Origin of the sequence: Streptomyces javensis, assembly GCF_039525925.1 — a bacterium.
Classification (GTDB): domain Bacteria; phylum Actinomycetota; class Actinomycetes; order Streptomycetales; family Streptomycetaceae; genus Streptomyces; species Streptomyces asiaticus.
Genome location: NZ_BAAAIF010000096.1, coordinates 1 through 21,291, shown reverse-complemented (window position 1 = coordinate 21,291; position 21,291 = coordinate 1). Strand labels below are relative to the sequence as shown.

At 71.8% G+C, this 21,291-nt stretch carries 16 protein-coding genes; 6 read left to right on the top strand and 10 right to left on the bottom strand.

Going from position 1 to position 21,291, the window contains the following annotated elements; genetic code table 11:
* Nucleotides 1–47 precede the first annotated feature (47 nt).
* Nucleotides 48–623: an acyl-CoA thioesterase gene (locus ABD329_RS43775; protein ID WP_198279452.1), complete on the top strand. Its 576-nt coding sequence runs from the start codon at nucleotides 48–50 to the stop codon at nucleotides 621–623.
* A 65-nt stretch (nucleotides 624–688) separates the two neighbouring features.
* Here ABD329_RS43775 and ABD329_RS43770 read toward each other — a convergent pair whose 3' ends face one another.
* Nucleotides 689–2,146 (bottom strand): LCP family protein, encoded by a 1,458-nt coding sequence (locus tag ABD329_RS43770; protein ID WP_198279453.1) that lies wholly within the window; start codon nucleotides 2,144–2,146, stop codon nucleotides 689–691.
* Entirely contained in the window at nucleotides 2,143–2,280 is a 138-nt protein-coding gene (locus tag ABD329_RS43765) for a hypothetical protein (RefSeq protein WP_198279454.1), read from the bottom strand. Before ABD329_RS43765 ends, ABD329_RS43770 begins: the two co-directional genes overlap by 4 nt.
* 86 nt (nucleotides 2,281–2,366) lie before the next feature.
* Between ABD329_RS43765 and ABD329_RS43760 the strand changes: the two genes are divergently transcribed.
* Complete coding sequence (locus ABD329_RS43760) at nucleotides 2,367–3,383, top strand: glycosyltransferase family 2 protein (protein WP_344317913.1); 1,017 nt, start codon at nucleotides 2,367–2,369, stop codon at nucleotides 3,381–3,383.
* A 110-nt stretch (nucleotides 3,384–3,493) separates the two neighbouring features.
* Here ABD329_RS43760 and ABD329_RS43755 read toward each other — a convergent pair whose 3' ends face one another.
* The 4 genes from ABD329_RS43755 to ABD329_RS43740 all read right to left on the bottom strand — a co-directional run bounded on the left by ABD329_RS43755 (nucleotide 3,494) and on the right by ABD329_RS43740 (nucleotide 9,227).
* Nucleotides 3,494–5,116, bottom strand: coding sequence for an LCP family protein (locus tag ABD329_RS43755; RefSeq protein ID WP_198281017.1), 1,623 nt, complete (start codon nucleotides 5,114–5,116; stop codon nucleotides 3,494–3,496).
* A gap of 78 nt (nucleotides 5,117–5,194) precedes the next feature.
* Nucleotides 5,195–6,886 carry an LCP family protein gene (locus ABD329_RS43750; RefSeq protein ID WP_198281018.1) on the bottom strand — a complete coding sequence of 564 codons (1,692 nt, stop codon included), beginning with the start codon at nucleotides 6,884–6,886 and terminating at the stop codon, nucleotides 5,195–5,197.
* Between the two features lie 227 nt (nucleotides 6,887–7,113).
* The gene (locus ABD329_RS43745; RefSeq protein WP_198281019.1) at nucleotides 7,114–8,232 is read right to left on the bottom strand and encodes an LCP family protein; all 1,119 of its coding nucleotides are present in this window, start codon (nucleotides 8,230–8,232) and stop codon (nucleotides 7,114–7,116) included.
* 242 nt (nucleotides 8,233–8,474) lie between these two features.
* Nucleotides 8,475–9,227 (bottom strand): TIGR03089 family protein, encoded by a 753-nt coding sequence (locus tag ABD329_RS43740; protein WP_198282489.1) that lies wholly within the window; start codon nucleotides 9,225–9,227, stop codon nucleotides 8,475–8,477.
* 128 nt (nucleotides 9,228–9,355) lie between these two features.
* Here ABD329_RS43740 and ABD329_RS43735 point away from each other — a divergent pair, with 128 nt between their 5' ends.
* Together ABD329_RS43735 and manB are read left to right on the top strand one after the other, a co-directional pair.
* Entirely contained in the window at nucleotides 9,356–10,900 is a 1,545-nt protein-coding gene (locus ABD329_RS43735; RefSeq protein WP_344317912.1) for an N-acetylmuramoyl-L-alanine amidase, read from the top strand.
* A 71-nt stretch (nucleotides 10,901–10,971) separates the two neighbouring features.
* Complete coding sequence (manB, locus tag ABD329_RS43730; protein ID WP_198282207.1) at nucleotides 10,972–12,078, top strand: mannose-1-phosphate guanylyltransferase; 1,107 nt, start codon at nucleotides 10,972–10,974, stop codon at nucleotides 12,076–12,078.
* Between the two features lie 444 nt (nucleotides 12,079–12,522).
* On the opposite strand, the gene ABD329_RS43725 is transcribed toward manB, so the two are convergent.
* From ABD329_RS43725 to ABD329_RS43710, 4 genes are all read right to left on the bottom strand, one after another.
* Complete coding sequence (locus tag ABD329_RS43725) at nucleotides 12,523–13,434, bottom strand: DNA-3-methyladenine glycosylase family protein (RefSeq protein WP_344317911.1); 912 nt, start codon at nucleotides 13,432–13,434, stop codon at nucleotides 12,523–12,525.
* Between the two features lie 324 nt (nucleotides 13,435–13,758).
* Nucleotides 13,759–15,144, bottom strand: a complete 1,386-nt coding sequence (locus ABD329_RS43720) for a coenzyme F420-0:L-glutamate ligase (protein WP_344317910.1) — start codon at nucleotides 15,142–15,144, stop codon at nucleotides 13,759–13,761.
* Nucleotides 15,141–16,127: a 2-phospho-L-lactate transferase gene (cofD, locus tag ABD329_RS43715; RefSeq protein ID WP_198279923.1), complete on the bottom strand. Its 987-nt coding sequence runs from the start codon at nucleotides 16,125–16,127 to the stop codon at nucleotides 15,141–15,143. The genes ABD329_RS43720 and cofD overlap by 4 nt, the downstream gene beginning before the upstream one ends.
* Nucleotides 16,128–16,176: 49 nt before the next feature.
* Nucleotides 16,177–16,698: a cysteine dioxygenase gene (locus ABD329_RS43710; protein ID WP_198279924.1), complete on the bottom strand. Its 522-nt coding sequence runs from the start codon at nucleotides 16,696–16,698 to the stop codon at nucleotides 16,177–16,179.
* Nucleotides 16,699–17,379: 681 nt separating this feature from the next.
* Between ABD329_RS43710 and ABD329_RS43705 the strand changes: the two genes are divergently transcribed.
* Complete coding sequence (locus tag ABD329_RS43705) at nucleotides 17,380–17,643, top strand: WhiB family transcriptional regulator (protein WP_004952403.1); 264 nt, start codon at nucleotides 17,380–17,382, stop codon at nucleotides 17,641–17,643.
* Between the two features lie 361 nt (nucleotides 17,644–18,004).
* Nucleotides 18,005–21,291 (top strand): glycosyltransferase family 2 protein (locus ABD329_RS43700; protein WP_344317907.1); only part of this gene is annotated, 3,287 nt, incomplete at its 3' end.

Below are 21,291 nucleotides of genomic sequence, written 5' to 3'. Positions count from 1 at the left end.
GGCTGTTGCAGACCTGATAAGAATCCGGTCCGCATAAGGTGGACGACATGACCAAACAGGCCCAGGGTGCGGAACCGGAGCTTCCGGGAAAGCCCACCTCCGCCTCTCGTACCACGCTGTCACACATCATGACCGGCAGTGACACCAATCTCCTCGGGACCGTGCACGGCGGAGTGATCATGAAGCTGGTGGACGACGCCGCCGGGGCGGTCGCCGGACGCCACTCCGAGGGGCCCGCGGTCACCGCGTCGATGGACGAGATGGCCTTCCTCGAGCCCGTCAGAGTCGGCGACCTCGTCCATGTGAAGGCCCAGGTCAACTGGACCGGCCGGTCCTCCATGGAGATCGGGGTGCGGGTGCTGGCCGAGCGGTGGAACGAGTCCACGCCCGCCACCCAGGTCGGCAGCGCCTATCTGGTCTTCGCCGCCGTCGACGCCGACGGCAAGCCCCGGCCCGTGCCCCCGGTCCTCCCGGAGAGCGAGCGGGACAAGCGGCGCTATCAGGAGGCCGAGATCCGCCGGACCCACCGGCTGGCCCGGCGCCGCGCGATCAAGGAACTCCGCGCCCAGCGAAACACCGCCGGACGCGCCGATGACGCCATCGAGGGCGCCGACCGGCCGTGACGCCCGGGGCAGCGCCGACCGGCCGTGACCCCGAGGTCAGCGTCGACCGGCCGTGACGCCCGGGGTCAGAGGGAGCGGGTGGCGCCGCCCTCGGGGCAGACGACCTCGTCGCCGGTGACGGCCCCGAACCCGGCGGTGTCGGTCTTCGGCGCCTCGACCCGGACCGGCCGTACGCCCTTGTAGTCCGCGCCGATCGTGATCTGCATCACCGCGCCCTGCCCGGCCACCGGCTTCAGCCGGGCCCCGGGCACCGCGGCCGCCAGTGAGCGCGCCGAGCGGTCCCAGATGGGGTCGTACGCGATCACCGTGTGCCGGACGTCGGGGGTCGCGGCGTCGGCGGGGGAGCCGGTGGCGGCGAAGCCGGTGGCGTGCAGCGCGCGGTCCGCGCGGCGGGCGAGCCCCGTCGTATTGGTGCCGTTGAGCACATGCACCCGGATCCGGGCCGGGTCCACGTCCACCGGGATGGCCCGGGCACGCTTCGGGCGGTGGGTGACGAGCGGCCGGTCCGCGCGGAGGGTGGTGAAGAGCCGCTCGGCCTTGGCCCGGTTCCAGCGGAGCGTGGACCCGGCCCCCTTCACCGGCACACCGGGCAGCACCACCGGGACCGAGGCGAACTCCGAGGACGCGGGGGTGACCCCGCTCATCGCCCGCCCCAGGGCGACCAGGTCCTCCGCGCTGAAGCCGTGGTCCGCGCGGACCGAGCCCAGCAGGGCCCCGGCCACCCGGTTGAACCGCACCGGGTTGAGCAGGATGCGCCCGGCCGTGGTCTGGTGGACCACGGCGGCCATGAAGCGCTGCTGCCGCTGGATCCGGCCCAGGTCGGAGGTGCCGTCCACATGCCGGGAGCGGACGTACTGCAAAGCCTGGCCGCCGTTCAGCACATGGGTGCCGGCCGGCAGGTCGAGACCGGTGTGGTCGTCCTTGAGCGGCCGCGCGGTGCAGATCTTCACCCCGCCGAGCACATCGACCGTCTTCATGAAGCTGGTGAAGTCCACCTCGAGGTAGTGGTCGACATGGACGCCGGTCAGATGCTCCACGGTGCGCACGGTCAGGCTCGGCCCGCCCTCGGCGTACGCGGCGTTGAGCTTCCGCGGATGGCTCGGGTGGCGCTTGCCGGTGGCGTCGGTGTACGCGGGGATCCTGGCGTACGAGTCGCGGGGCAGGCTGACCGTGCTGACCCGGCGGTGGTCGCCCGACAGATGCATCAGCATGATCGTGTCGGTGCAGCGGCAGGGGGCTCCGCCCAGCCGGTACAGCGCCTTCTCCCGAGGCGTGATCCTCTCCCGGCCGTCCGTGCCGACCACGAGGAAGTTGACGCCCCCGCCGGTGTTCTTCGGCCGGTTGTCCAGGCCGCCGAAGGCATCCACCCGGTGGATCCCGGAATCGAGCTCCCTGACCAGCAGATGCCCGATACCGCTGACCGCCAGCACCAGACAGGCGGCGCCCGTGGCCAGCCGCAGCCCCCAGCGGGGGCGGCGGGAGCGGGGGCGCGACGGGCGCGGCGATCGGGCCGGTGCACTCACTCCGGGGCCTCCGTGATCCTCGGCGGGCTGGGCGGAACCGCCTCACCGTAGGCCCATACGACGATCGCCTTGATGGCCCCACGCCGCCCGTACGGGGCGCTGCCACCCGGGCGGCGCGCTCCGGGGTCCTCCATTCGCGGTAACGTGGCCCGGAAACCGCAGTCTCTTGGGGCCCCTGCCTCCAGTCTCCTGGGGCCCGGCCCCCGAACCCCGAGGTGCCATGCCCCCGCATCAGCTCCCGGCCGTCTCCGTGATCATGCCGGTGCTCAATGAGGAACGCCATCTGCGCAATGCCGTGCGGCACATCCTGGAGCAGGAGTACGACGGTGAGATGGAGGTGGTGATCGCGCTCGGCCCGTCCGCGGACCGCACCGACGAGATCGCCGCCGAACTGGTGGCGGAGGACCCCCGGGTGCATACGGTCCCCAACCCCACGGGCCGCACCCCCGCCGCCCTGAACGCGGCGATCAAGGCGTCCCGCCATCCGGTGGTGGTCCGGGTCGACGGCCACGGCATGCTCTCGCCCGACTACATCGCGACCGCCGTACGGCTCCTGGAGGAGACCGGCGCGCAGAACGTCGGCGGGCTCATGCACGCCGAGGGCGAGAACGACTGGGAGAAGGCCGTTGCCGCCGCCATGACCTCCAAGATCGGAGTGGGCAACGCGGCCTTCCACACCGGTGGTGAGGCGGCCCCCGCCGAGACCGTCTATCTGGGCGTCTTCCGGCGCGAGGCGCTGGAGCAGCAGGGCGGCTACAACGAGGAGTTCATCCGCGCCCAGGACTGGGAGCTGAACTTCCGGATCCGCGAGGCCGGCGGGCTGATCTGGTTCTCGCCCGAGCTGAAGGTCTCCTACCGGCCCCGGCCGAACGTGCGGGCCCTCGCCAAGCAGTACAAGGACTACGGCCGCTGGCGCCATGTCGTGGCCCGCTTCCACCAGGGCTCGATCAATCTGCGCTACCTCGCCCCGCCGACCGCCGTCGTCGCCATCGCGGCGGGCATCGTGCTGGGCGCGGCCGTCACCCCGTGGGGCTTCGTGATCCCCGGCGGCTATCTGGCCGCGATCGTCGCGGGCTCGCTCCCTGCGGGCAAGGGGCTTCCGGTGGCGGCCCGGCTGCGGATCCCGGTGGCGCTCGCGACCATGCACATGTCGTGGGGCTGGGGCTTTCTGACCAGCCCGCGGGCGCTCGCCAAGAAGGTCATCGCCAGCCGCCGCCCGGCGGTCATGGCGCCGTAGCCGGTCCAGTACGCCACGTACGCCACGTACCCGCGTACCCACGTACGTCACGTACGCCGAAGGGGCCGGACCCGCATCGGGTCCGGCCCCTTCGCATGCCGTGCCGGGCGTCAGAAGGTGTAGCCCGCGTTGACCTTCATACAGCCCTTCTCCTCGCCGTTGAGCGCGTCCGCGCTCTTGGGCGTCTTGTCGCCGTCGTCCGCCGCCGCCTTCGGATAGGCGGTGCCCTCGCGCCAGTCGTTGCCGACCACGAGGGTGATCTCCCGCACCGACTTCGACGACTTCACCGCGGACTTCGGCAGCTTCAGCGCCTTGGCCACGGCCAGGGCGTCGCCCTGCCGGTCCTCGCCCGGGTAGAGGACGGTGGTGTCGGCCTGCGAGATGAGCATCGTGTTCGCGGTGGCCTTGGCGTAGCCCAGCCGCGCCAGCTCGGAGGTGATGACCCCCGCCCGGCCGGAGACCGGCCCCAGGACGGTGCTCGCGGTGCCGTTCTGCACCACCACCGGGAGCTGCTCCTTGGGCGCGGTGGGCGCCGGGGTGGCGTCGGGCTTCTTCTTGTCCTTGCCGTCCAGGCTTATGTCGTTGCGCAGCAGCGAGAAGGTCTGCTCGGCGTCGCCCGGCTTGGGCAGTACGTACTCCCCGCCGCCGCCGTACTCCCAGGGCATGGTGATCATCGTGGTGCGCTTGGTCGGCACCCGCTTGAGGTCATTGCCCAGGTCGTACAACTTCTTGACGGTCCCGAGGCCGTGGTCCACGGTCAGCGCGTCGGTGGCGGCCTCCGCCAGGTCCATCAGCTTGCCCGGGTCGCTGAGCTTGGTGCCCGACTTCAGCTGGCGGATCATCGACGTCATATACATGTGCTGGGCCTTGGCCCGGCCGATGTCGCTGTTGTCCTCGAAGCCGTAGCGGGTGCGCAGCCACTGGAGGGCCTGGACGCCCTTGACGTTGTGGGTGCCCTTGGTCAGCTTCAGCCCGGAGCCATGGCCCTTGCTGTCGTGCGAGTAGACGTTGTTGTCCACACACACCGGGACGCCGCCGATGGCGTCCGCCATGGAGACCACCCCGGAGAAGTCGATCATCATGAAGTGATCGATGTAGACGCCGGTGAGCTCCTTCCAGGTGGCGACCGTGCAGCCGGGGCCGCCGTGCTGGAGCGACTGGTTGATGGCCCCCTCGGTCTTCGGATACACCGTGCCGTCGTGCGGATCGGTGCACCGGGGGATGGTCACCCGGGTGTCGCGCGGGATGCTGACCACCGACATGTTGCTGCGGTCGGCCGAGACATGCACCAGCATCTGCACATCGCCCAGCGGCTTGCGGTCCGCGTCCTGCTTGGCGCCGCCCAGCTTGACGTTCTCCGCGGTGTTCCGGCTGTCGGAGCCGATGAGCAGGATGTTGAGGGGGGTCTGTCCGGCGGCGTTGGGCTCGGGCTTGCCGATCTTGCTGTCGCCGAGGTCCAGAGCCTCCTTCTTCAGATTGCCGTTCAGGTGTTCGTAGTAGAAATATCCGGCGGCGGCCGCGCCGAGTACCAGCACGGCCAGCGTCAGAGCGGTCCAGCGCAGGATCCGCACCCCGCGGCTCCGCTTCGGCCGCCCCTTGCCACCTGGCCGGCGCCCCGCGCCGCGCGACGCGGGGCCCTCCCCTTCCGGCGGGCTGTCCTCCTTACCGCTTTCACGTGGTTCGGGAACGGTGGCCCGCCGCCCTCTCTCCCCCCGCACACTGCTCTGCCGCATCGGGCCCTCCCCGCAGTCTCTCGGTCGTCCGGCCCGAAGGACCCCGATGGACGAGATGGATCCGCTGGCCGGCGACGGTCACTTGGCGCAGACGTCCTTGTCGTCGGCCTCGACCCTCTGAATGTCCTTCGGCGCCTTCGACGGGGCGGAGATCGGTGTGCCGGCGCCCTTGAAGTCCGCGCCCAGCGTCAGGGTCATCTCCGCCATCGGCTCGGCGTCCTTCTTGCCTTCCTTCATGGCGGAGGCGGGCAGCCCCATGCTGTCGGCCAGCCGACGCGCCTGGTCGGCCTGGTTGGGAGCGTACTCCAGCGTCGTCTTCTTCAGTTCTGACGGAGCGTTTCCGCCGTTGCTGGTGCGGGACATCCCCTCGGTGTTCTGCATCCAGTCGACGGTCTCCTGGGCGGCGCCGAACTGCCCGCTGCCGTTGAGCACCTTGACCCGGACATCGGCGGGATCGGCCTTCGGCCCCTTCAGCCGCTCCGCCTGCTCGTCCTTGGCCGCCTTCTCCTTCTTCTTGACCTCGGTCAGCGAGACGTCCTGCCGGACCATGGAGAAGAGCGGCTCGGCCTTGGTCTTGTCGAGCAGCACGGTCGCACCGTCGGTGTTGTCGACGACCGGAACCGTCGCGAAGGTGACGTTCTTGAGGTCGACCTTGCTCAGGTTCTTCCCCAGCGAGGCCAGCTTGGAGACGGTGCCGATCCCGGTGTCCACGGTGAGCGCCTTGGTGGCGGTCTGGGCCAGGTCCCACATCTTGCCCGGGTTGGTGAGCGTCCCGCTGGCCTTCATCTTGCGCATCAGCGAGCTCAGGAACTGCTGCTGGAGCTTGATCCGGTCCAGGTCGCCGCCGAAGCCGACGGCGTGCCGGGTCCGGACGAACGCCAGGGCCTGTTCGCCCTTGACCGTGTGCCGACCCTTCTTCAGATTCAGGTGCGACTTCGGGTCGTTGATGTCCTTGCCGAGGCAGATGTCCACCCCGCCGACCGCCGTGGACATGCTCTTGACCGCGTTGAAGTCGGCCATCATGAAGTGGTTGATCTCCAGCCCGGTGATCTTCTCCACCGTCTGCCAGGTGCAGCCGGGGTCCCGCCCCTCCTGCCCCAGACTGGTGTTGAACCGCACCTCGTCCTCGCCCGGGATCTTCTTCCTCCGGCCGTCTTCCTTCACGGTGCAGTCCGGGATGTCGGTGATCATGTCGCGCGGGAAGCTCAGCACCGTCGCGTTCGACCGGTCCTCGGAGACGTGGAACAGCAGGGTGGTGTCGGCGTGGCCGACGCTACCCGCGTCGCCGTAGCCCTCGTTCCCCTTGCCGTCCCGGCGGTCGGTGCCGATCAGCAGGATGTTCATCGGGCCGTCGGAGACCGCGGCGTTGTTCTCGCCGACGTCGACCTTGCTGATGTTGTTGTTCAGGTGCTGATAGACGAAGTACGCCGCGGCCGAACCGCCCACCAGCAGGAAGGCCAGGGTGCCGCTGCCCCAGTAGAGCGCCTTCTTCGTCTTCGACTTCTTCGGCTTCGGCTTGCGACGGCTGACCGGGCCGGTCGCCTGCTCCTTCTCCGCGTCCCGTTTGGCCGCGCGGCGGCGCCCCCTGGGCTCGGAGCCGGTGGCGTCGTCATTCTTCGATTGTCTGGAGACCCGTCGCAGCTCCGTGGTGTCGTCCGCCGATGTCTCGGCGGGATTCAGCCGCAGCTCGTAGTTGCCCGTATTCGGGTCGAACACCCACTGATCGGCTGGGTCGAAGTCACCCGCCCCGCCAGGGCCTTGCGCGTCCACGGTCGCCTGTGTCCTCCGTCGGTGCCACGCGGCGCCTCCCCCTCAAGGCGCTCAATCCGTCTTCGTGCAGTGCGCGGCCACCTCGTAGAGCGCACCGGATCGCTCACACTATCCGTCCAGATCAGCGTCAAGCGACGCCGGTGACAAATTCCACTTCCCTACAACTGGGCAATCTGCCCAATCCTTATCTGATCCTTCACGAATCATGGGCCGCCCTTATGGTTCTTTTACTCGCAGATGCCGCGCGCCGCGGTCGTCCCCTGGTACCCGCTGAGATCGGCGGCCTTGGGTCCACCGCCCGTCGAAGCGGTGACGGTGTGGGACACCGGCACCGGCCGGTCCAGCCGCAACTGCCGGAACAGCCGGTCGGCATCGGGTTGGACGAGCTCATCGCGGTTCTTGTTGTACGTGTAGGGCTGCCGCGGAATCGTGAGGAAGCGGATCTTGTCCCGGGGGATGTCCCGCACCCCGCGCACCAGGGCGTACAGATCTTTGAGCGAATCCAGGCCCGGATCGGTGGTCAGCGAGGACGTCGCGGCGTTGAGCACCGGATACAGCTTCGCGGGATTGAGCAGCACACCATTGCTCTGCACTTTCTTCACAAGCGAGCTCATGAACTCCTGTTGCCGGCCGATGCGCTCCGTGTCGCTGCCGTCGCCGATGCTGTACCGGGCGCGCACATAGCCCAGGGCCTGCTCGCCGTGGAGCACCTGACGGCCCGCGGGCAGCTTCAGATGCGCCTCGGCGTCGTCCACGGGCTCCTTCAGGCACACCTCCACCCCGCCGACCGCGTTCACCAGCCGCTTGAAGCCGCTGAAGTCCACGATCATGTGGTGGTCGACGCGGATCCCGGTCAGCTTCTCGACGGTGCGGATCGAACAGGCCGCGCCACCGGATTCGAACGCCCAGTTGAACTGGGCGAACCGGGCCTGGGTGCGCTTTCCGTCCGACCCCTCGCAGGCCGGGATGTCGACCATCAGATCGCGCGGGATGGAGACGGCGGTGGCGCTCTTCCCGCCGGCCTGGAGATGCAGCAGGATCGTGGTGTCCGAGCGCTGGGTGCCGGTGTCCCTGCCGTATTTGCCGTTGCCCTTGCCGCCCCGGTTGTCGGAGCCGATCAGCAGGATGTTCTGCGCGTCCCGCACCACCGACACCGGGCGCTCGGCCTCGTACTTCTTCAGCTCGTTCGCGGTCCGGGTGTCGGTGTGGATATTGCCGTCGAGGCGCTCGTAGAACCACCACCCCACCCCGGCGACCGACAGCACCAGCAAGGCCACGCCCAGGGCCAGGACGCGCGGCCAGCGGCGCCTGCGTCTCGGCGCAGGCTCAGGGCTGTCGGTCGTCACGTCCGCGTCCTCCCACCCGTCTTCCGCCCGGGGGCGGAGCGGCATCGCATGCCGGGATACCGATTAACGGAACAGACATGCGAAGCCCGTACATGGTTGTACGTATCCGTAGATCATCGCGCGGGGTGGGCGGTGCGGCCCGTGGACTCGGCTCTCGGTCCGCCGGACGGGTCAGGGGCGGGACTGGGGCGGGGCTGGGGTGGGACGGGGGCCGGGGCTCTCAGGGCCGAAGGCCGTGGTTCTCAGGGCGTGGTGGCGGTGACGCGCTCGCTCTCCTTGCGTCCGGCCAGCTCCTTCTCGTCGAGCCGGTCCAGATGGCGGCAGAGCACCACCGAACCGCCACTGACCAGCGGCGCGTACAGCCCGTACGACAGCCCCTCCCAGGTGCCGTACGAAAGCCCCGACAGGATCCGCGAACCGGGCCCGAGCCCGCGCCCCCCGGCGTCGGCGCCCGCCCGCTCCACCACCTGGGCGCTCGTCAGCTCCACACCGCCGACGGCCAGCGCGGGCGTATCCGGGTCCACGGGGGAGTACGGGGCGAAGCGGTCGCCCTGGCTGGGCACCTCCACGGCGTAGTCCGCGAACCCCTCCGGCAGCTGGGGGAAGCGGCCGCCCAGCGGCTGAAGCGACAGCGCCACCCGCTCCCCGGAGCACTCCCGTGCCTCCTTGAGGCTGTCCGGGCCGCTGACGACCAGGTCGGCGGAGGCCGGGTCGCCCCCGATGTCCACGAGGACCCCGACCGAGGAGCAGGCCACCAGCCACACGGCGGTCTGCCAGTGGGCGGGGAGCAGTAGTGCGCATCTGTCGCCGGGCGCGGCGGCGAGATCGTCCTGGAGGAGATTGGCGGTCTTCGCCACCCAATTGGCGAAGGTGGCCACGGAGAGTTCGACGCGTTCGCCCGTGGCGTCGTCGTAGAAGGTCACGAGCGGGCGGGAGGGATCCGCGTCGAGCGCGGATCCCAGCAGGTCGGCGGGGGTGCGATCGGTGGCGTTCACCCGCGCAAGCCTACGCGCCGAAGATGCGGCGCGGATGGGGTCGGTGGGGTCCGGGTCAGCGGACGGTCCGCGACGTGCGCGCTCTTCCGAATGGACAGGTTTGTCCCCTTATGTAGACGATTTCAATCATGCGTGCATACCTGGCATCCTCGATCGGCGTCGCGTGCACCGCCGCCCTCGCCCTTCCCCTCGCCCTGCACCCCGGCCCCGCCCATGCCCGGGCCGAGCGGACCGTCGCCGCCGCCGTCGCCGTCGGCTCTACGCGGTCGCTGCCGCTGCGCCCGCTGGACTCGCTCGTGGACGGCGGGCCGGACCGGGGCGTGGCCGCCGGGCGCGGTGACACCGGGCCCGGTGACGTCGGGCGCGGTGACGTCGCGGTCGAGCGGGGCGTCGCGGCGTCGGGCGTGCGGCCGTTCTCGCTCGTCGGCGTCGTCTGGGACCGGCCCGCCGCGGAGCTCCACGGCCGGGCGCAGGTGCGTACCCGCGCGGTCGGCGGCGCGTGGTCGCCATGGCGGGAACTGCTGCCGCACGGGGACGAGGCCCCCGACCCGGACTCGCCCGAACTCCGCGGCGCACGGGCGCACGGTGGCACCGCGCCGCTGTGGGTCGGCGCCTCGGACGCGGTCCAGGCGCGGGTACTGCCGGAACGGGCGGGATCGGAACGGGCGGGCTCGGAACGGGTGCGGCCGGAACGGGCGGGGTCGGCGAGGGCCCATGTGGGGGCGGCGGCCCTGCCGTCCGGGCTGCGGCTGGAGCTGATCGACCCCGGTGAGCCTCCGGCGCCGCCGAGTCCGGACCTGGCCGCGCTCCGCGCGCTTCCGGGGCGTCCGGGGCATCCGGAACATCCGGTGCCGACGGCGGGGGGTGGGGCGCCGGGTGTGAAGCCGACGGTGACGGGTTCGCCGGGAAGGCCGTCCTGGGGAGCCTCGGGGCCGTCGGGGCCGTCGGGGCCGTCCACCAAACCGTCCTTGCCCCCCAAGCCCTCCGCATCCGTGACCACCACCCCGCCGCCCAGCGCGCTCGACACCGACGCCGACACCGACGCGGCCAACGCGGGCGCCGCCCGCTACAGCGCGCCGCGGCCCAGCATCGTCACGCGCGCGGGCTGGGGCGCCGACGAGAAGATCCGTGAAACGGGCCACGTCTACAGCAAGACCGTGAAGGTCGCCTTCATCCACCACACCGTGACGGGCAACAACTACAGCTGCTCACAGGCGCCCTCCGTTTTGCGCGGTATCTACCGCTACCACGTGAAGAGCCTGGGATGGCGTGACTACGGCTACAACTTCACCATCGACAAGTGCGGAAAGATCTACGAAGGCCGCTCCGGCGGTGTGACCAAAGCCGTACGCGGGGCGCACACACTGGGCTTCAACACCAACAGCATGGGCATCGCCGTCCTCGGCACTTTCACCTCCAAGAAGCCCTCGGCCAAGGCCGTGAAGGCCGTCGCCAAGCTCACCGCGTGGAAGCTGGGCCTCTTCAAGCGGAATCCGCGCGGTACGACGCATCTGGTGTCGGGCGGCGGCAACAAGTACAAAAAGGGCGCCAGCGTAAAGCTCCATGTGATCGCGGGTCACCGCGACGGCTTCGCCACCGAGTGCCCCGGCAAGCGTCTCTACAAGAAGCTCGGTTCGGTACGGAAGACGGCCGCCCGCCTCCAGGGGCGCTGATCAGGCGCGGTCCGGGGATCTGCATACACTGGCCGCCGACCGGCGAGCCCCAGCAGGAAGCAGAGACGTACGTGACCAATGCGCCAGCAACGCCATCGCCAGAGGCGATCCTCCTGGTCGGCGGCAAGGGAACCCGGTTGCGCCCGATGACGGTGCACACTCCCAAGCCGATGGTCCCGGCGGCGGGCGTCCCGTTTCTGACCCACCAACTCGCCCGTGCCCGCGCCGCCGGGGTCGAGCACATCGTGCTCGCCACGTCCTATCTGGCGGAGGTCTTCGAGCCGTACTTCGGTGACGGCTCCTCGCTGGGCCTGCACCTGGAGTACGTCACGGAGGAGGAGCCGCTCGGCACCGGCGGCGCCATCCGCAACGTCGCCTCCCGGCTGCGCTCGGGCCCCGACGACCCGGTGCTCATCTTCAACGGCGACATCCTCACCGGCCTCGACATCCGCGCCCTCGTCGACAACCACCGCACGACGGGCGCCGACGTCTCCCTGCACCTCACCCGGGTCCCGGACCCGCGCGCGTACGGCCTGGTGCCGACGGACGAACTGGGCAGGGTCACCGCCTTCCTGGAGAAGCCGCAGACCCCCGAGGAGATCGTCACCGACCAGATCAACGCGGGCGCGTACGTCTTCAACCGCTCGGTCATCGACTCGATCCCCGCCGACCGCCCCGTCTCCGTGGAACGCGAGACCTTCCCCGGTCTGCTCGCGGAGGGTGTTCACCTCCAGGGCATGGTCGACTCCACCTACTGGCTCGACCTCGGCACCCCCCAGGCATTCGTCCGCGGCTCCGCGGACCTGGTGCTGGGCCGAGCCCCCTCCCCGGCCGTGCCGGGCCGCTGCGGCGACCGCCTCGTCCTGGACAGCGCCTCGGTCGCGCTCGACGCCAAACTGACCGGCGGCACGGTCATCGGCCGCCAGGCCCGGGTGGGCGCGGGCGCGCGCATCGACGGCAGCACGGTGCTGGAGGGCGCGATCGTCGAGGAGGGCGCCCAGGTCCGCGACTCCCTAGTCGGCGCCGGCGCCCGAATCGGGGCCCGCACGGTCCTCCAGGGCGCGGTAGTCGGCGACGGCGCCCTGGTCGGCCCCGACAACGAGCTACGAGACGGAGTCCGGGTGTGGTGCGGAGCCGACATCCCGGCCGGCGCGGTCCGCTTCTCCTCCGACCAGTAAGGCCCTGCCCCCGGCGGGCCCCTGAGCCGCCCACGGCGGAAACTCAACCTCCCCGGCGGAACTCGGCTTGCCCGGCACGACCCCGGCCTCCCCGGCGGAACTCCGGCCCTCCGGCGCCAGAGGCCCCGCCGGGCCCGGGCCGGAGCCAAGCGATGTCCGGAGGCAGAGCCGCGAATCCCAGCCCCTCCGGCGCTTGAGGAGCGGGGTCCGGGGCGGAGCCCCGGCGGGGGTCGAGGGGGCGGCGCCCCACCGTTTCGGGAAGGGGCGGGATGGGGGCCCACCGCCGGAGGCACTCACACCCGCACCCGGCAACGGCAACCGCACCCGAGCCCCGTACCCGGTAACGCCAACGCGCCCGGCAACGGCAACCGCACCCACGCCTCGCACCCGGTAACGGCAACGCACCCGGCAACGGCAACCGCAACCGCACCCAACCCCAGCGCCCTACATCCCCCGAAAGTCCCGCACCGCCAAACGAGGCGCCCGCCGAGCCGGCACCCGCCCGGACAACAAAATCAACCGCGCCGCCCGATACCGCTGCCCCGCATAAGGCGCCAAAAGCTCAAGCATCGCCTCATCATCCGCCCCCCGCACCCCCGCAAGCGCATACCCGACAACCCCCGGCAAATGCAGATCACCAACCGTGACCGCATCCGGCGTTCCATTGCTGCGCTGCAACGTCTCCGCGGCCGTCCAAGGCCCAATGCCCGGAATCAACCGCAGCCGGGCCGAGGCAGCGGCAAGGTCCATGGAAGCCGCCTCCTCCAGCCGCCGAGCAACCCGCACCGCCCGCAAAATCGTCGAGGAGCGCTTCGCGTCCACGCCCGCCCGATGCCACTCCCACGACGGAATCAACGCCCAGCCCCGCGGATCGGGCATGACCCGCATCCGCATCCCCTCGGCCGGCCCGGGCGCGGGCTCGCCATGGCGCTGGAGCAGCAGCCGCCAGGCCCGGTACGCCTCGACGCCGGTGACCTTCTGCTCCAGGATCGAGGGGATCAGGGACTCGAGGACCAGCCCGGTCCGGATGAGCCGGAGGCCGGGATGGCGCCGGTGCGTCTCGTGGATCAGCCGATGGCGGGGCACGAACACCGACGGGTCGTCGTCCGCCCCGAGCAGAGCGGGCAGACCGTCCAGCAGCCACTCCGCCCCCGGCCCCCAGGCCCGCCCCTCGATCTCCGCGCCCGTGCGCGCGATCCGTAGGGTCCCGGGCCCGGCCGGAGTCCGGCTCGCCCGCCAGAACGCGCCGTCGGCGCCGACCTGGAACGCGGGATCCCCCGGCCCTCGCTGCAACACACCGAGGTTACGCGCGAGGTCACAGGGGCCCGGGGGGCTCCAGACACGTCTCACACACACGCGGCCACCCTACGACCCACCGCCGCCCCACCGGTTCGCCACCCACCACACCACCGACCGCGCATCGCGCCCGACGACGCCCAGCAACCCCCGCGCAGCCCCAAGGCGCACCCCAGCAACCACCCCCGCACCCGCACTCCCACTCCGCACAACGCGAGCCCCCAACCCCCGCGCACACGACCCCACCGCACAACCACTCCGCACAACCCCAACCCCGCACCACAACCCCGCACAACCCGACCCCAAGGCCCCTAAAGCAAACACCCACCGCGCCCACCGCACCCACCCCCCCCACAAACACCCACCGCACCCCCCCGCAAACACCTACCGCACCACCACAAACCCCTCGACCCCCCGCTCCGGCCGCGCCCCCGGCGCCACCGCCGCCTGGCCGACCGCGACCGTGCCCATCGGGTCCCAGTCGTCCGGCAGGCCCAGAACCTCGCGCACCACCGGGCGGCAGAACATCGTGGACGACACCCACGCCGAGCCCAGCCCCTCACCCGCCAGCGCGACCAGCAGGTTCTGCACCCCGGCCCCGGCCGCGACCACGAACATCTCGCGCTCCGCCGTGTTCCGCCGAGGATCGGGATACGTATGGGCGCCGTCGGCGACCAGGCACGGAACCACCAGGTACGGCGCCTTGCGCAGCACATCCCCGCGCCGCACCCGCTTGGCGATGCTCTCCTCCGAGAAGCCGTCCCCGCGCAGATCGGCGATCCAGGCATCCCGCATCGCGTCCAGCAGCCGCGTCCGCGACTCCTCGGACTCCAGCAGGACGAACCGCCAGGGCGTCGTGTGGTGCGGCGCCGGCGCGGTGACGGCGGCGGCGACCGCGCGCCGCACCGCCGCGCCGTCCACCGGCTCATCGGTGAACTCCCGCACCGTACGGCGCAGCGTCACCGCCTCCCGTACGGCCTCGGAGGTGCCCAGCCGGAACATGTCGTCCGCGGCCCCGCGCACCAACGCCCGCGCGCCCCGGTCCTCATCGGCCCCCCGCCGAGCAGACCCCTCAACCGGAGCCCCCTCCAGCCCCTCGACCCCGTCCAGCCCCTCGAACGCCACCACCTGCGGAAGCCCCCGCAACACGGCCACCGGCAGCCCCTCGGCCTTGCCCTTGACCAGATCACCCGCGGCGGCCAGCTCGTCAGCGGTGGCGACAATGGTCGCGCTCAGCGCGTTCCCGTACGCGTCGACCCCGCCGCGCAGATCGTCCAGCACCCGCACCCCGGCCGCCCCGATGGCGACATCGGTGACCCCGTTCCGCCACGGCCGCCCGAACGTGTCGGTGACGATGACGCCGACCTCCACACCGAGCACCTCCCGCAGCCCGGCCCGGATCGCCCGCGCCGAGGCGTCGGGGTCCTCGGGGAGCAACAGGATCGTCCCGGAAGGGGTGTTGGAGGCATCGACCCCGGCGGCGGCCATGACCAGACCGTGGTGGGTCTCGACGATCCGGGTGCGGCCGCGCCGCGCCACGACCCGCACCGTCTCGGCGTCTATGGCCGCCTCGCGGTCGGCCGCCTCGACGGCGCGCCCCTCCGCCTTGCTGACGATCTTGGAGGTGACCAGCAGCACATCCCCGTGCGCGAGCCCCGGCAGACCATCCGAGGTCGCGGCGTCGGCGATCAGCTTGGCGAGGTCGTCACCGGGCCGCACCTCGGGCATCCCGGGCAGGGCCCACACCTGGTACGACGCATGTTCCGTCATGCCCGCACCTCTTCCGCCAGCGCCAGCGCCTCGGTCGCCATCGTCGCCGTGGCCTTGAGGTCCGCCATCATCAGCGGGATCGCCCGGCAGCGGATCCCGGCGGCCTCGACCTCCTCGACCGCGCCCGCGTCCACGGTGTCGACGAGCCAGCCGTCCAGCAGCCCGGAGCCGTAGTGCTTGGCGACGGCGGCGGCGGTGGACTCCACGCCCACGGCGGCGAGCACCTTGTCGGCCATGCCGCGCACGGGCGCGTCGCCCACGATGGGGGACAGGCCCACGACCGGGACCCCGGCGTCGGCGATGGCCTCGCGCACGCCGGGCACGGCGAGGATCGTGCCGATGCTGACCACCGGGTTGGACGGCGGGAAGAGGACGACATCGGCGTCGGCGATGGCCTCCAGGACGCCGGGCGCCGGTTTGGCCTGGTCGGCGCCGACGGGAACCACGGCGTGAGCGGGCACGGAGGCGCGCAGCCGCACCCAGTACTCCTGGAAGTGGATGGCCTTACGGCCTTCACCGTCACCCGCCGCGGAGCCGTCGATGTCCGCCGTGTCGATCAGGACGTGGGTCTCGACGCGGTCGTCCGTCATGGGCAGCAGCCGCACCCCCGGCTGCCACCGGGCGCACAGCGCCTCGGTGACGGCGCTCAGCGGATAGCCCGCGCCCATCATCTGCGTACGGACTATGTGCGTGGCGAAGTCGCGGTCGCCGAGGCCGAACCACTCGGGCCCCACCCCGTACGCCGCCAGCTCCTCCTTGACGGTGAAGGTCTCGTCGGCCCGGCCCCAGCCCTGCTCCTCGTGGATGCCACCGCCGAGGGTGTACATCACGGTGTCGAGGTCGGGGCAGACCTTGAGGCCGAAGAGGTGGATGTCGTCGCCGGTGTTCCCGATGACGGTGATGTCGGCGTCCGGAGCCGCCGACATCAGACCGCGAAGGAAACGGGCGCCGCCGATACCGCCTGCCAGAACCACAATGCGCATGGAGGACAGTGTTGCAGCAGCCCCGGACATCGGGGGCGTTCGGGGCGGCTCAGCCGCCGAGGACGCCCAGCGCGTCCGCCCCGGCCCCGGCGGGCAACTCGGCGCTCTGGGTGGGGTGCAGCGGCATCTCGGTCAGGCCGGGGAAGTAGATGTGCAGGCTGACGGCCGGTTCGAGGGTGTCGTTGGCCACGTCGTGCACATAACCGGGTGCGAAGACGCGCTGTGCGCCGGCGTGCAGCGCATGCCGCGCGCCGCGCGTCCCCACCCGCTCGGTGAGCTCGCCCTGGAGCACGGTCAGCACCCCGGAGGAGCGGCCGTGGTCATGGGCGCCGCTGCCCTGTCCGGGCACCCAGCTGAGCAGCCACACCTCATAGCCGGGGCCGGTGCGCAGCCGGTGGTACCAGCGGCTGGTGGCGTCGTACTGGACGAGGGGCGCCCAGCCGTCGCGGTCGGCCGCGATGGTGCGGGCCAGGCCGGCGAAGGCGGAGACGGTGGAGGGGTGCGCGGGTACGGGCGGCAGCAGATGCGGGATGGCGAGCGGGTCACCGGCGATCTGGACGTCGCTGTTCATGCGGTGGGGTTCCTCGGCGGGAAGGGCGCGGAGAGAGCGCCGTAAGGACGCGGTGGGGCGGGAGGGGCGCGAGGTGCGATCTGGACGCGGTGTGCGGTCTCAGTGCGAGACGTCGCGTGCGGAACGCGGGGGAAGCCGGAGCTCGGAAGGCATCAACAGCTCGAACAGCGACAGCGAGCCCGCACAGCGCAGCGGAACCCGTGGTCACGGGTCGGCAGGGGCGCGTGGGTCACTGACATGCGACCTAGGAGACCCGGATCGCCGCGCCGCTGTCAACTTCATCTCACGTTTCAGGTCAAGGTTCACCTCATCCGGTCGCTGTGGAGGCAGAAAGGTTTGTGCGCGCGTTGTATTGGTGACACGGCGCATCAACGCGCATCACTCCCGTACCGCCCCGCCCCTCCGCACCATCTCCCACGCGATGCAACGGGACCGGCGCCGATGGCGTCCTCCTCAGTGAGTGAGAGGAGGGATCCCGGGCAACGGATGGGGGTGGTGTCGCGTTTAGGCCGATTTGAACACTTTCCGCGCAGCCTTGGTTCCGCAGAGTGAATAAGAGGCCCAATAGCAGATCTCGGCTTGACTGGCCCGGATCGGCACACTTGTAATTTCACTCGTGTCGTTCTGCCGCTTCACCAACGGCATCAGGCACGGGGACGCAAAGACAGACGAGGGGCGCACATGACCGAGTTGTTCCAGCAACTGCTGGTCGAAGAGGCGGACGAGGAGCTCGGTTGGCAGGAGCGCGCGCTGTGCGCCCAGACCGATCCCGAGTCGTTCTTCCCGGAAAAGGGCGGATCCACCCGTGAGGCGAAGAAGGTCTGCCTCGCCTGCGAGGTCCGTTCCGAGTGCCTCGAGTACGCCCTCGCCAACGACGAGCGCTTCGGCATCTGGGGTGGTCTGTCCGAGCGCGAGCGCCGCCGCCTGAAGAAGGCCGCCGTCTGACCCACGGCATCCGGGATCCGCCGTCTGACCCACGGCGTCCGGGATCCGCCGTCTGACCCACGGCGTCCGGTATCGGACAGATCCGCCAGAACGGACCGCCGGATCCGCCGGATCCGCCGGGCCCGTCGTCAGGTCCGCCGGATCCGCCGGACCTGGCAGAACCGCATGACCCGCGCTGACATATCCGCACAGTTCACGGCGGAGTGAGCCACCGCGACCGGTCCGCCCCCGAGCCCATGGCGACGGGAGGCGGACCGGTCGCATACGCAGCCGTTAGTGTGGGGCCCCGTCCGAGACGCTCCAACGCCCCCATAGGGCGCGCGCGTCCACCGCAGTCCAGCGAACCGGGGCCCGTACCTCGATGTCCGTGCACAGCCACCCGGCGGCCCAATACCCGGCCGCCACCGCCGCGTTTGCGCCCGTTCACGAACCGGTTCAGACACCGGCCTATCCGCGTCATGTCGTCACCGCCGTCCTGGTCGCCCACGACGGCGCCCGCTGGCTGCCCGACGCGCTGTCCGGTCTGCTCGGCCAGGAGCGCCCGGTCCAGAGCGTCATCGCGGCCGACACCGGCAGCGCCGACGACTCCGCCCGGCTCCTCACCGAGACCCTCGGCGAGGAGCGGGTGCTGCACATGGCGCGCCGCAGCGGCTTCGGCACGGCCGTCGCCGAAGCGGTCCGTACGGCCCCGGTGCTCGGCCCCGAGGAGCTCACCTACCTCAAGCGGCCCAGCGGCTGGGACCCCGTCAACCGCGCCTGGCGCGACGACGCGTACGACATGCCGGAGCTGCCGCACGGCGAACCCGTCCAGTGGCTGTGGCTGCTGCACGACGACTGCGCCCCCGAGCCCGACGCCCTGGCCGAGCTGCTGCGGGTGGTCGACGCCGAGTTCACCGCCAACCGCGAGCCCGCGATCGTCGGACCCAAGCTGCGCGGCTGGTACGACCGGCGGCAGCTGCTCGAAGTCGGCGTCAGCATCGCCCGCAGCGGCCGCCGCTGGACCGGCCTGGAGCGGCGCGAGCAGGACCAGGGCCAGCACGACCAGGTGCGCCCGGTGCTGTCGGTGTCCAGCGCGGGCATGCTGGTGCGCCGCGATGTGTGGGAGGAGCTGGGCGGTTTCGACTCCCGGCTGCCCCTGATGCGCGACGACGTCGACCTGTGCTGGCGCGCCCAGGCGGCCGGGCACCAGGTGCTGGTGGCCCCGGACGCCGTACTGCGGCACGCGGAGGCGTCCGCGCGCGAGCGGCGGCCCATCGACTGCGTGGGGCGCTCTGTCGCGAATCCCCATCGCGTGGACAAGGCGGGCGCCGTCTACACCCTGCTGGTCAACACCCGGGGCGCGCTGCTGCCCTATGTGATGCTGCGGCTGCTGTTCGGCACGCTGCTGCGCACCCTGGCCTATCTCGTGGGCAAGGTGCCGGGGCAGGCCCTGGACGAGGTCGCCGGTCTCTTCGGTGTCCTGCTGCGGCCGGGGCGGATCCTCGCCGCCCGTAAGCGCAGAGGCCGCCCCGCGACGGAGCCGAGCGAGCTGCGGCCGCTCTTCCCGCCGCCCGGCGCGACCGTAAGGGCGACGGTGGAGCAAGTCGCCAGCAATATCGGCGGCCGTTCGGAGCCCGAGCTGTCCTCAGGAGGGCGGCACGGCGCGGTCGAGTCCGGGCCCGGCGGCGACGACGCCGACTTCCTGGAGATCGAGCAGTTCGCCCGGCTCAAGCGGATCGCGCGCAAGCCCGGCCCGATGCTCTTCCTCGTGCTGCTGGTGGTCTCGCTGGTCGCCTGCCGGGATCTGCTCGGCGCCGGCGCGCTCGCGGGCGGGGCCCTGCTGCCCGCGCCCGCCCATGTCTCCGCGCTGTGGTCGAGCTACGTGGACGGCTGGCATCCGGTCGGCACCGGCGGCACGCAGTCCGCGCCGCCGTATCTGGCCGCCCTCGCCTCGCTGGCCACGGTCTTCCTGGGCTCCACGGGCTTCACGCTGACCCTGTTGCTGGTGTGTTCGGTGCCGCTGGCCGGGTTCATCGCGTACTTCGCCTCCCGGCCGCTGGTCGAGTCCCGGCTGCTGCGCGCCTGGGGAAGCGTCGCGTACGCCTTCCTCCCGGCCGCGACCGGGGCGCTCGCGGGCGGGCGGCTCGGCACCGCCGTGCTCGCCGTACTGCTGCCGCTGATGGCCCGGGCGGCGGCCGCCGCGACCGGTTTCACCGGCAACGGGACGCGGCTGCCGAGCTGGCGGGCGACGTGGGCGTACGCGCTGCTGCTGACGTTCACCATGGCGTTCACCCCGGTCGTCTGGCCGATGGCGCTCCTCCTGGGCGCCGGTGTGCTGGTGCTGCGCCACCGGCAGCGCGGCACCGAGCAGCTCATGGGGTACGGGCTGCGGTTCCTGAGCCTCGTCGTCACCCCGCTCGTCGTGCTCGCCCCCTGGTCGCTGGATCTCGTCACCGACCCGGCCCGCTTCCTCGAGGAGGCCGGGCTGGACCGCGGCGCCGGCTCCGCGTCCGCCCTGGACCTGCTCGCGCTCAGCCCCGGCGGCCCCAACGGCGGCGGCACGCTGCTGCTCCTCGGGTTCGTCTTGGCCGCGCTCGCCGCCCTGATGCGCGGTGAGCGGCAGACCGTGGTGCGCACCGCGTGGGCCGTGGCGCTCACCGGCTTCCTCTTCGCGGCGCTCACGAACGGCTCCGGCTGGGCCGGGCCCGCGACCCTCGTCTACGGCCTGGCGCTGCTGACCGCCGCCGTGGTCGGCGCCGAGGACGCGCGGGAGCGGGTGGCGGCGCAGAGCTTCGGCTGGCGCCAGCCGGTGGCGCTGCTGATCGCGGTCGCCACCGTCGCCGCGCCGCTGTACGCCGCCGTCACCTGGATGACGGGCGGCGCGGACGGCCCGGTGGGTCGGCGCGACCCCTCGCAGGTCCCGGCGTTCGTGGCGGCCGAGAGCGCCACCGAGGACCAGGCCCGCACCCTGGTGCTCGGCGGCGACAGCGGCGCCGCCCACGCCGACTACGCCCTGGTGCGCGGCTCCGGCGCCCGGCTCGGCGACGGCGAACTCGCGGCCGCGGGCGGCTCCGACACCCGGCTCGACGGCGTCGTGGCCAATCTGATCGCGGGCTCCGGCGCCGACCAGACCCGTCAGCTCGGCGGTTACGCGGTGCGCTATGTGTACGTCCAGAAGGGCGCGCCGCCCGAGATGGAGCGGGTGCTGAACGCGACCCCGGGCCTCACCCAGCTCAGCCGGGAGCACGGCGGCGTGCTGTGGCGGGTCGACCAGCGGGTCTCGCGGGTCTCCATCGTCCCGGCCGAGTCCTCGGGCCGCCCGGCGGGTGGGGCGGCGGCCAAGCCGGTGCATGTGGCCTCCGGCCCCGTCGAGGCGCACACCACGGTCCCGGACGGCACGGCCGGGCGGGTGCTGCGGATCGCCGACCGGTCCGCGCCCGACTGGCAGGCCACGCTCGACGGCAAGCCGCTGAAGCCGACGACGGTCGACGGCTGGGCGCAGGGCTTCGAACTCCCGGCGAGCGGCGGCCGGTTGGACCTCACCTACGACACGCCCATCACACACACCGCATGGGTGTGGGCGCAGGGGCTGCTCGCGGTCGTCCTGCTGGTGCTCGCGCTGCCGGGCCGCCGCCGGAACGTCGACGACGACATGCCGGACGCGGAGGG

Bases quoted from the DNA above. Each gene is read 5' to 3' on its own strand.
- ABD329_RS43705 (WP_004952403.1), top strand. From the start codon at position 17,380: ATGACCGAGTTGTTCCAGCAACTGCTGGTCGAAGAGGCGGACGAGGAG.
- ABD329_RS43735 (WP_344317912.1), top strand. From the start codon at position 9,356: ATGCGTGCATACCTGGCATCCTCGATCGGCGTCGCGTGCACCGCCGCC.
- ABD329_RS43710 (WP_198279924.1), bottom strand. From the start codon at position 16,698: ATGAACAGCGACGTCCAGATCGCCGGTGACCCGCTCGCCATCCCGCAT.
- ABD329_RS43760 (WP_344317913.1), top strand. From the start codon at position 2,367: ATGCCCCCGCATCAGCTCCCGGCCGTCTCCGTGATCATGCCGGTGCTC.
- ABD329_RS43775 (WP_198279452.1), top strand. From the start codon at position 48: ATGACCAAACAGGCCCAGGGTGCGGAACCGGAGCTTCCGGGAAAGCCC.
- cofD (WP_198279923.1), bottom strand. From the start codon at position 16,127: ATGCGCATTGTGGTTCTGGCAGGCGGTATCGGCGGCGCCCGTTTCCTT.
- ABD329_RS43765 (WP_198279454.1), bottom strand. From the start codon at position 2,280: ATGGAGGACCCCGGAGCGCGCCGCCCGGGTGGCAGCGCCCCGTACGGG.
- ABD329_RS43720 (WP_344317910.1), bottom strand. From the start codon at position 15,144: ATGACGGAACATGCGTCGTACCAGGTGTGGGCCCTGCCCGGGATGCCC.
- ABD329_RS43755 (WP_198281017.1), bottom strand. From the start codon at position 5,116: ATGCGGCAGAGCAGTGTGCGGGGGGAGAGAGGGCGGCGGGCCACCGTT.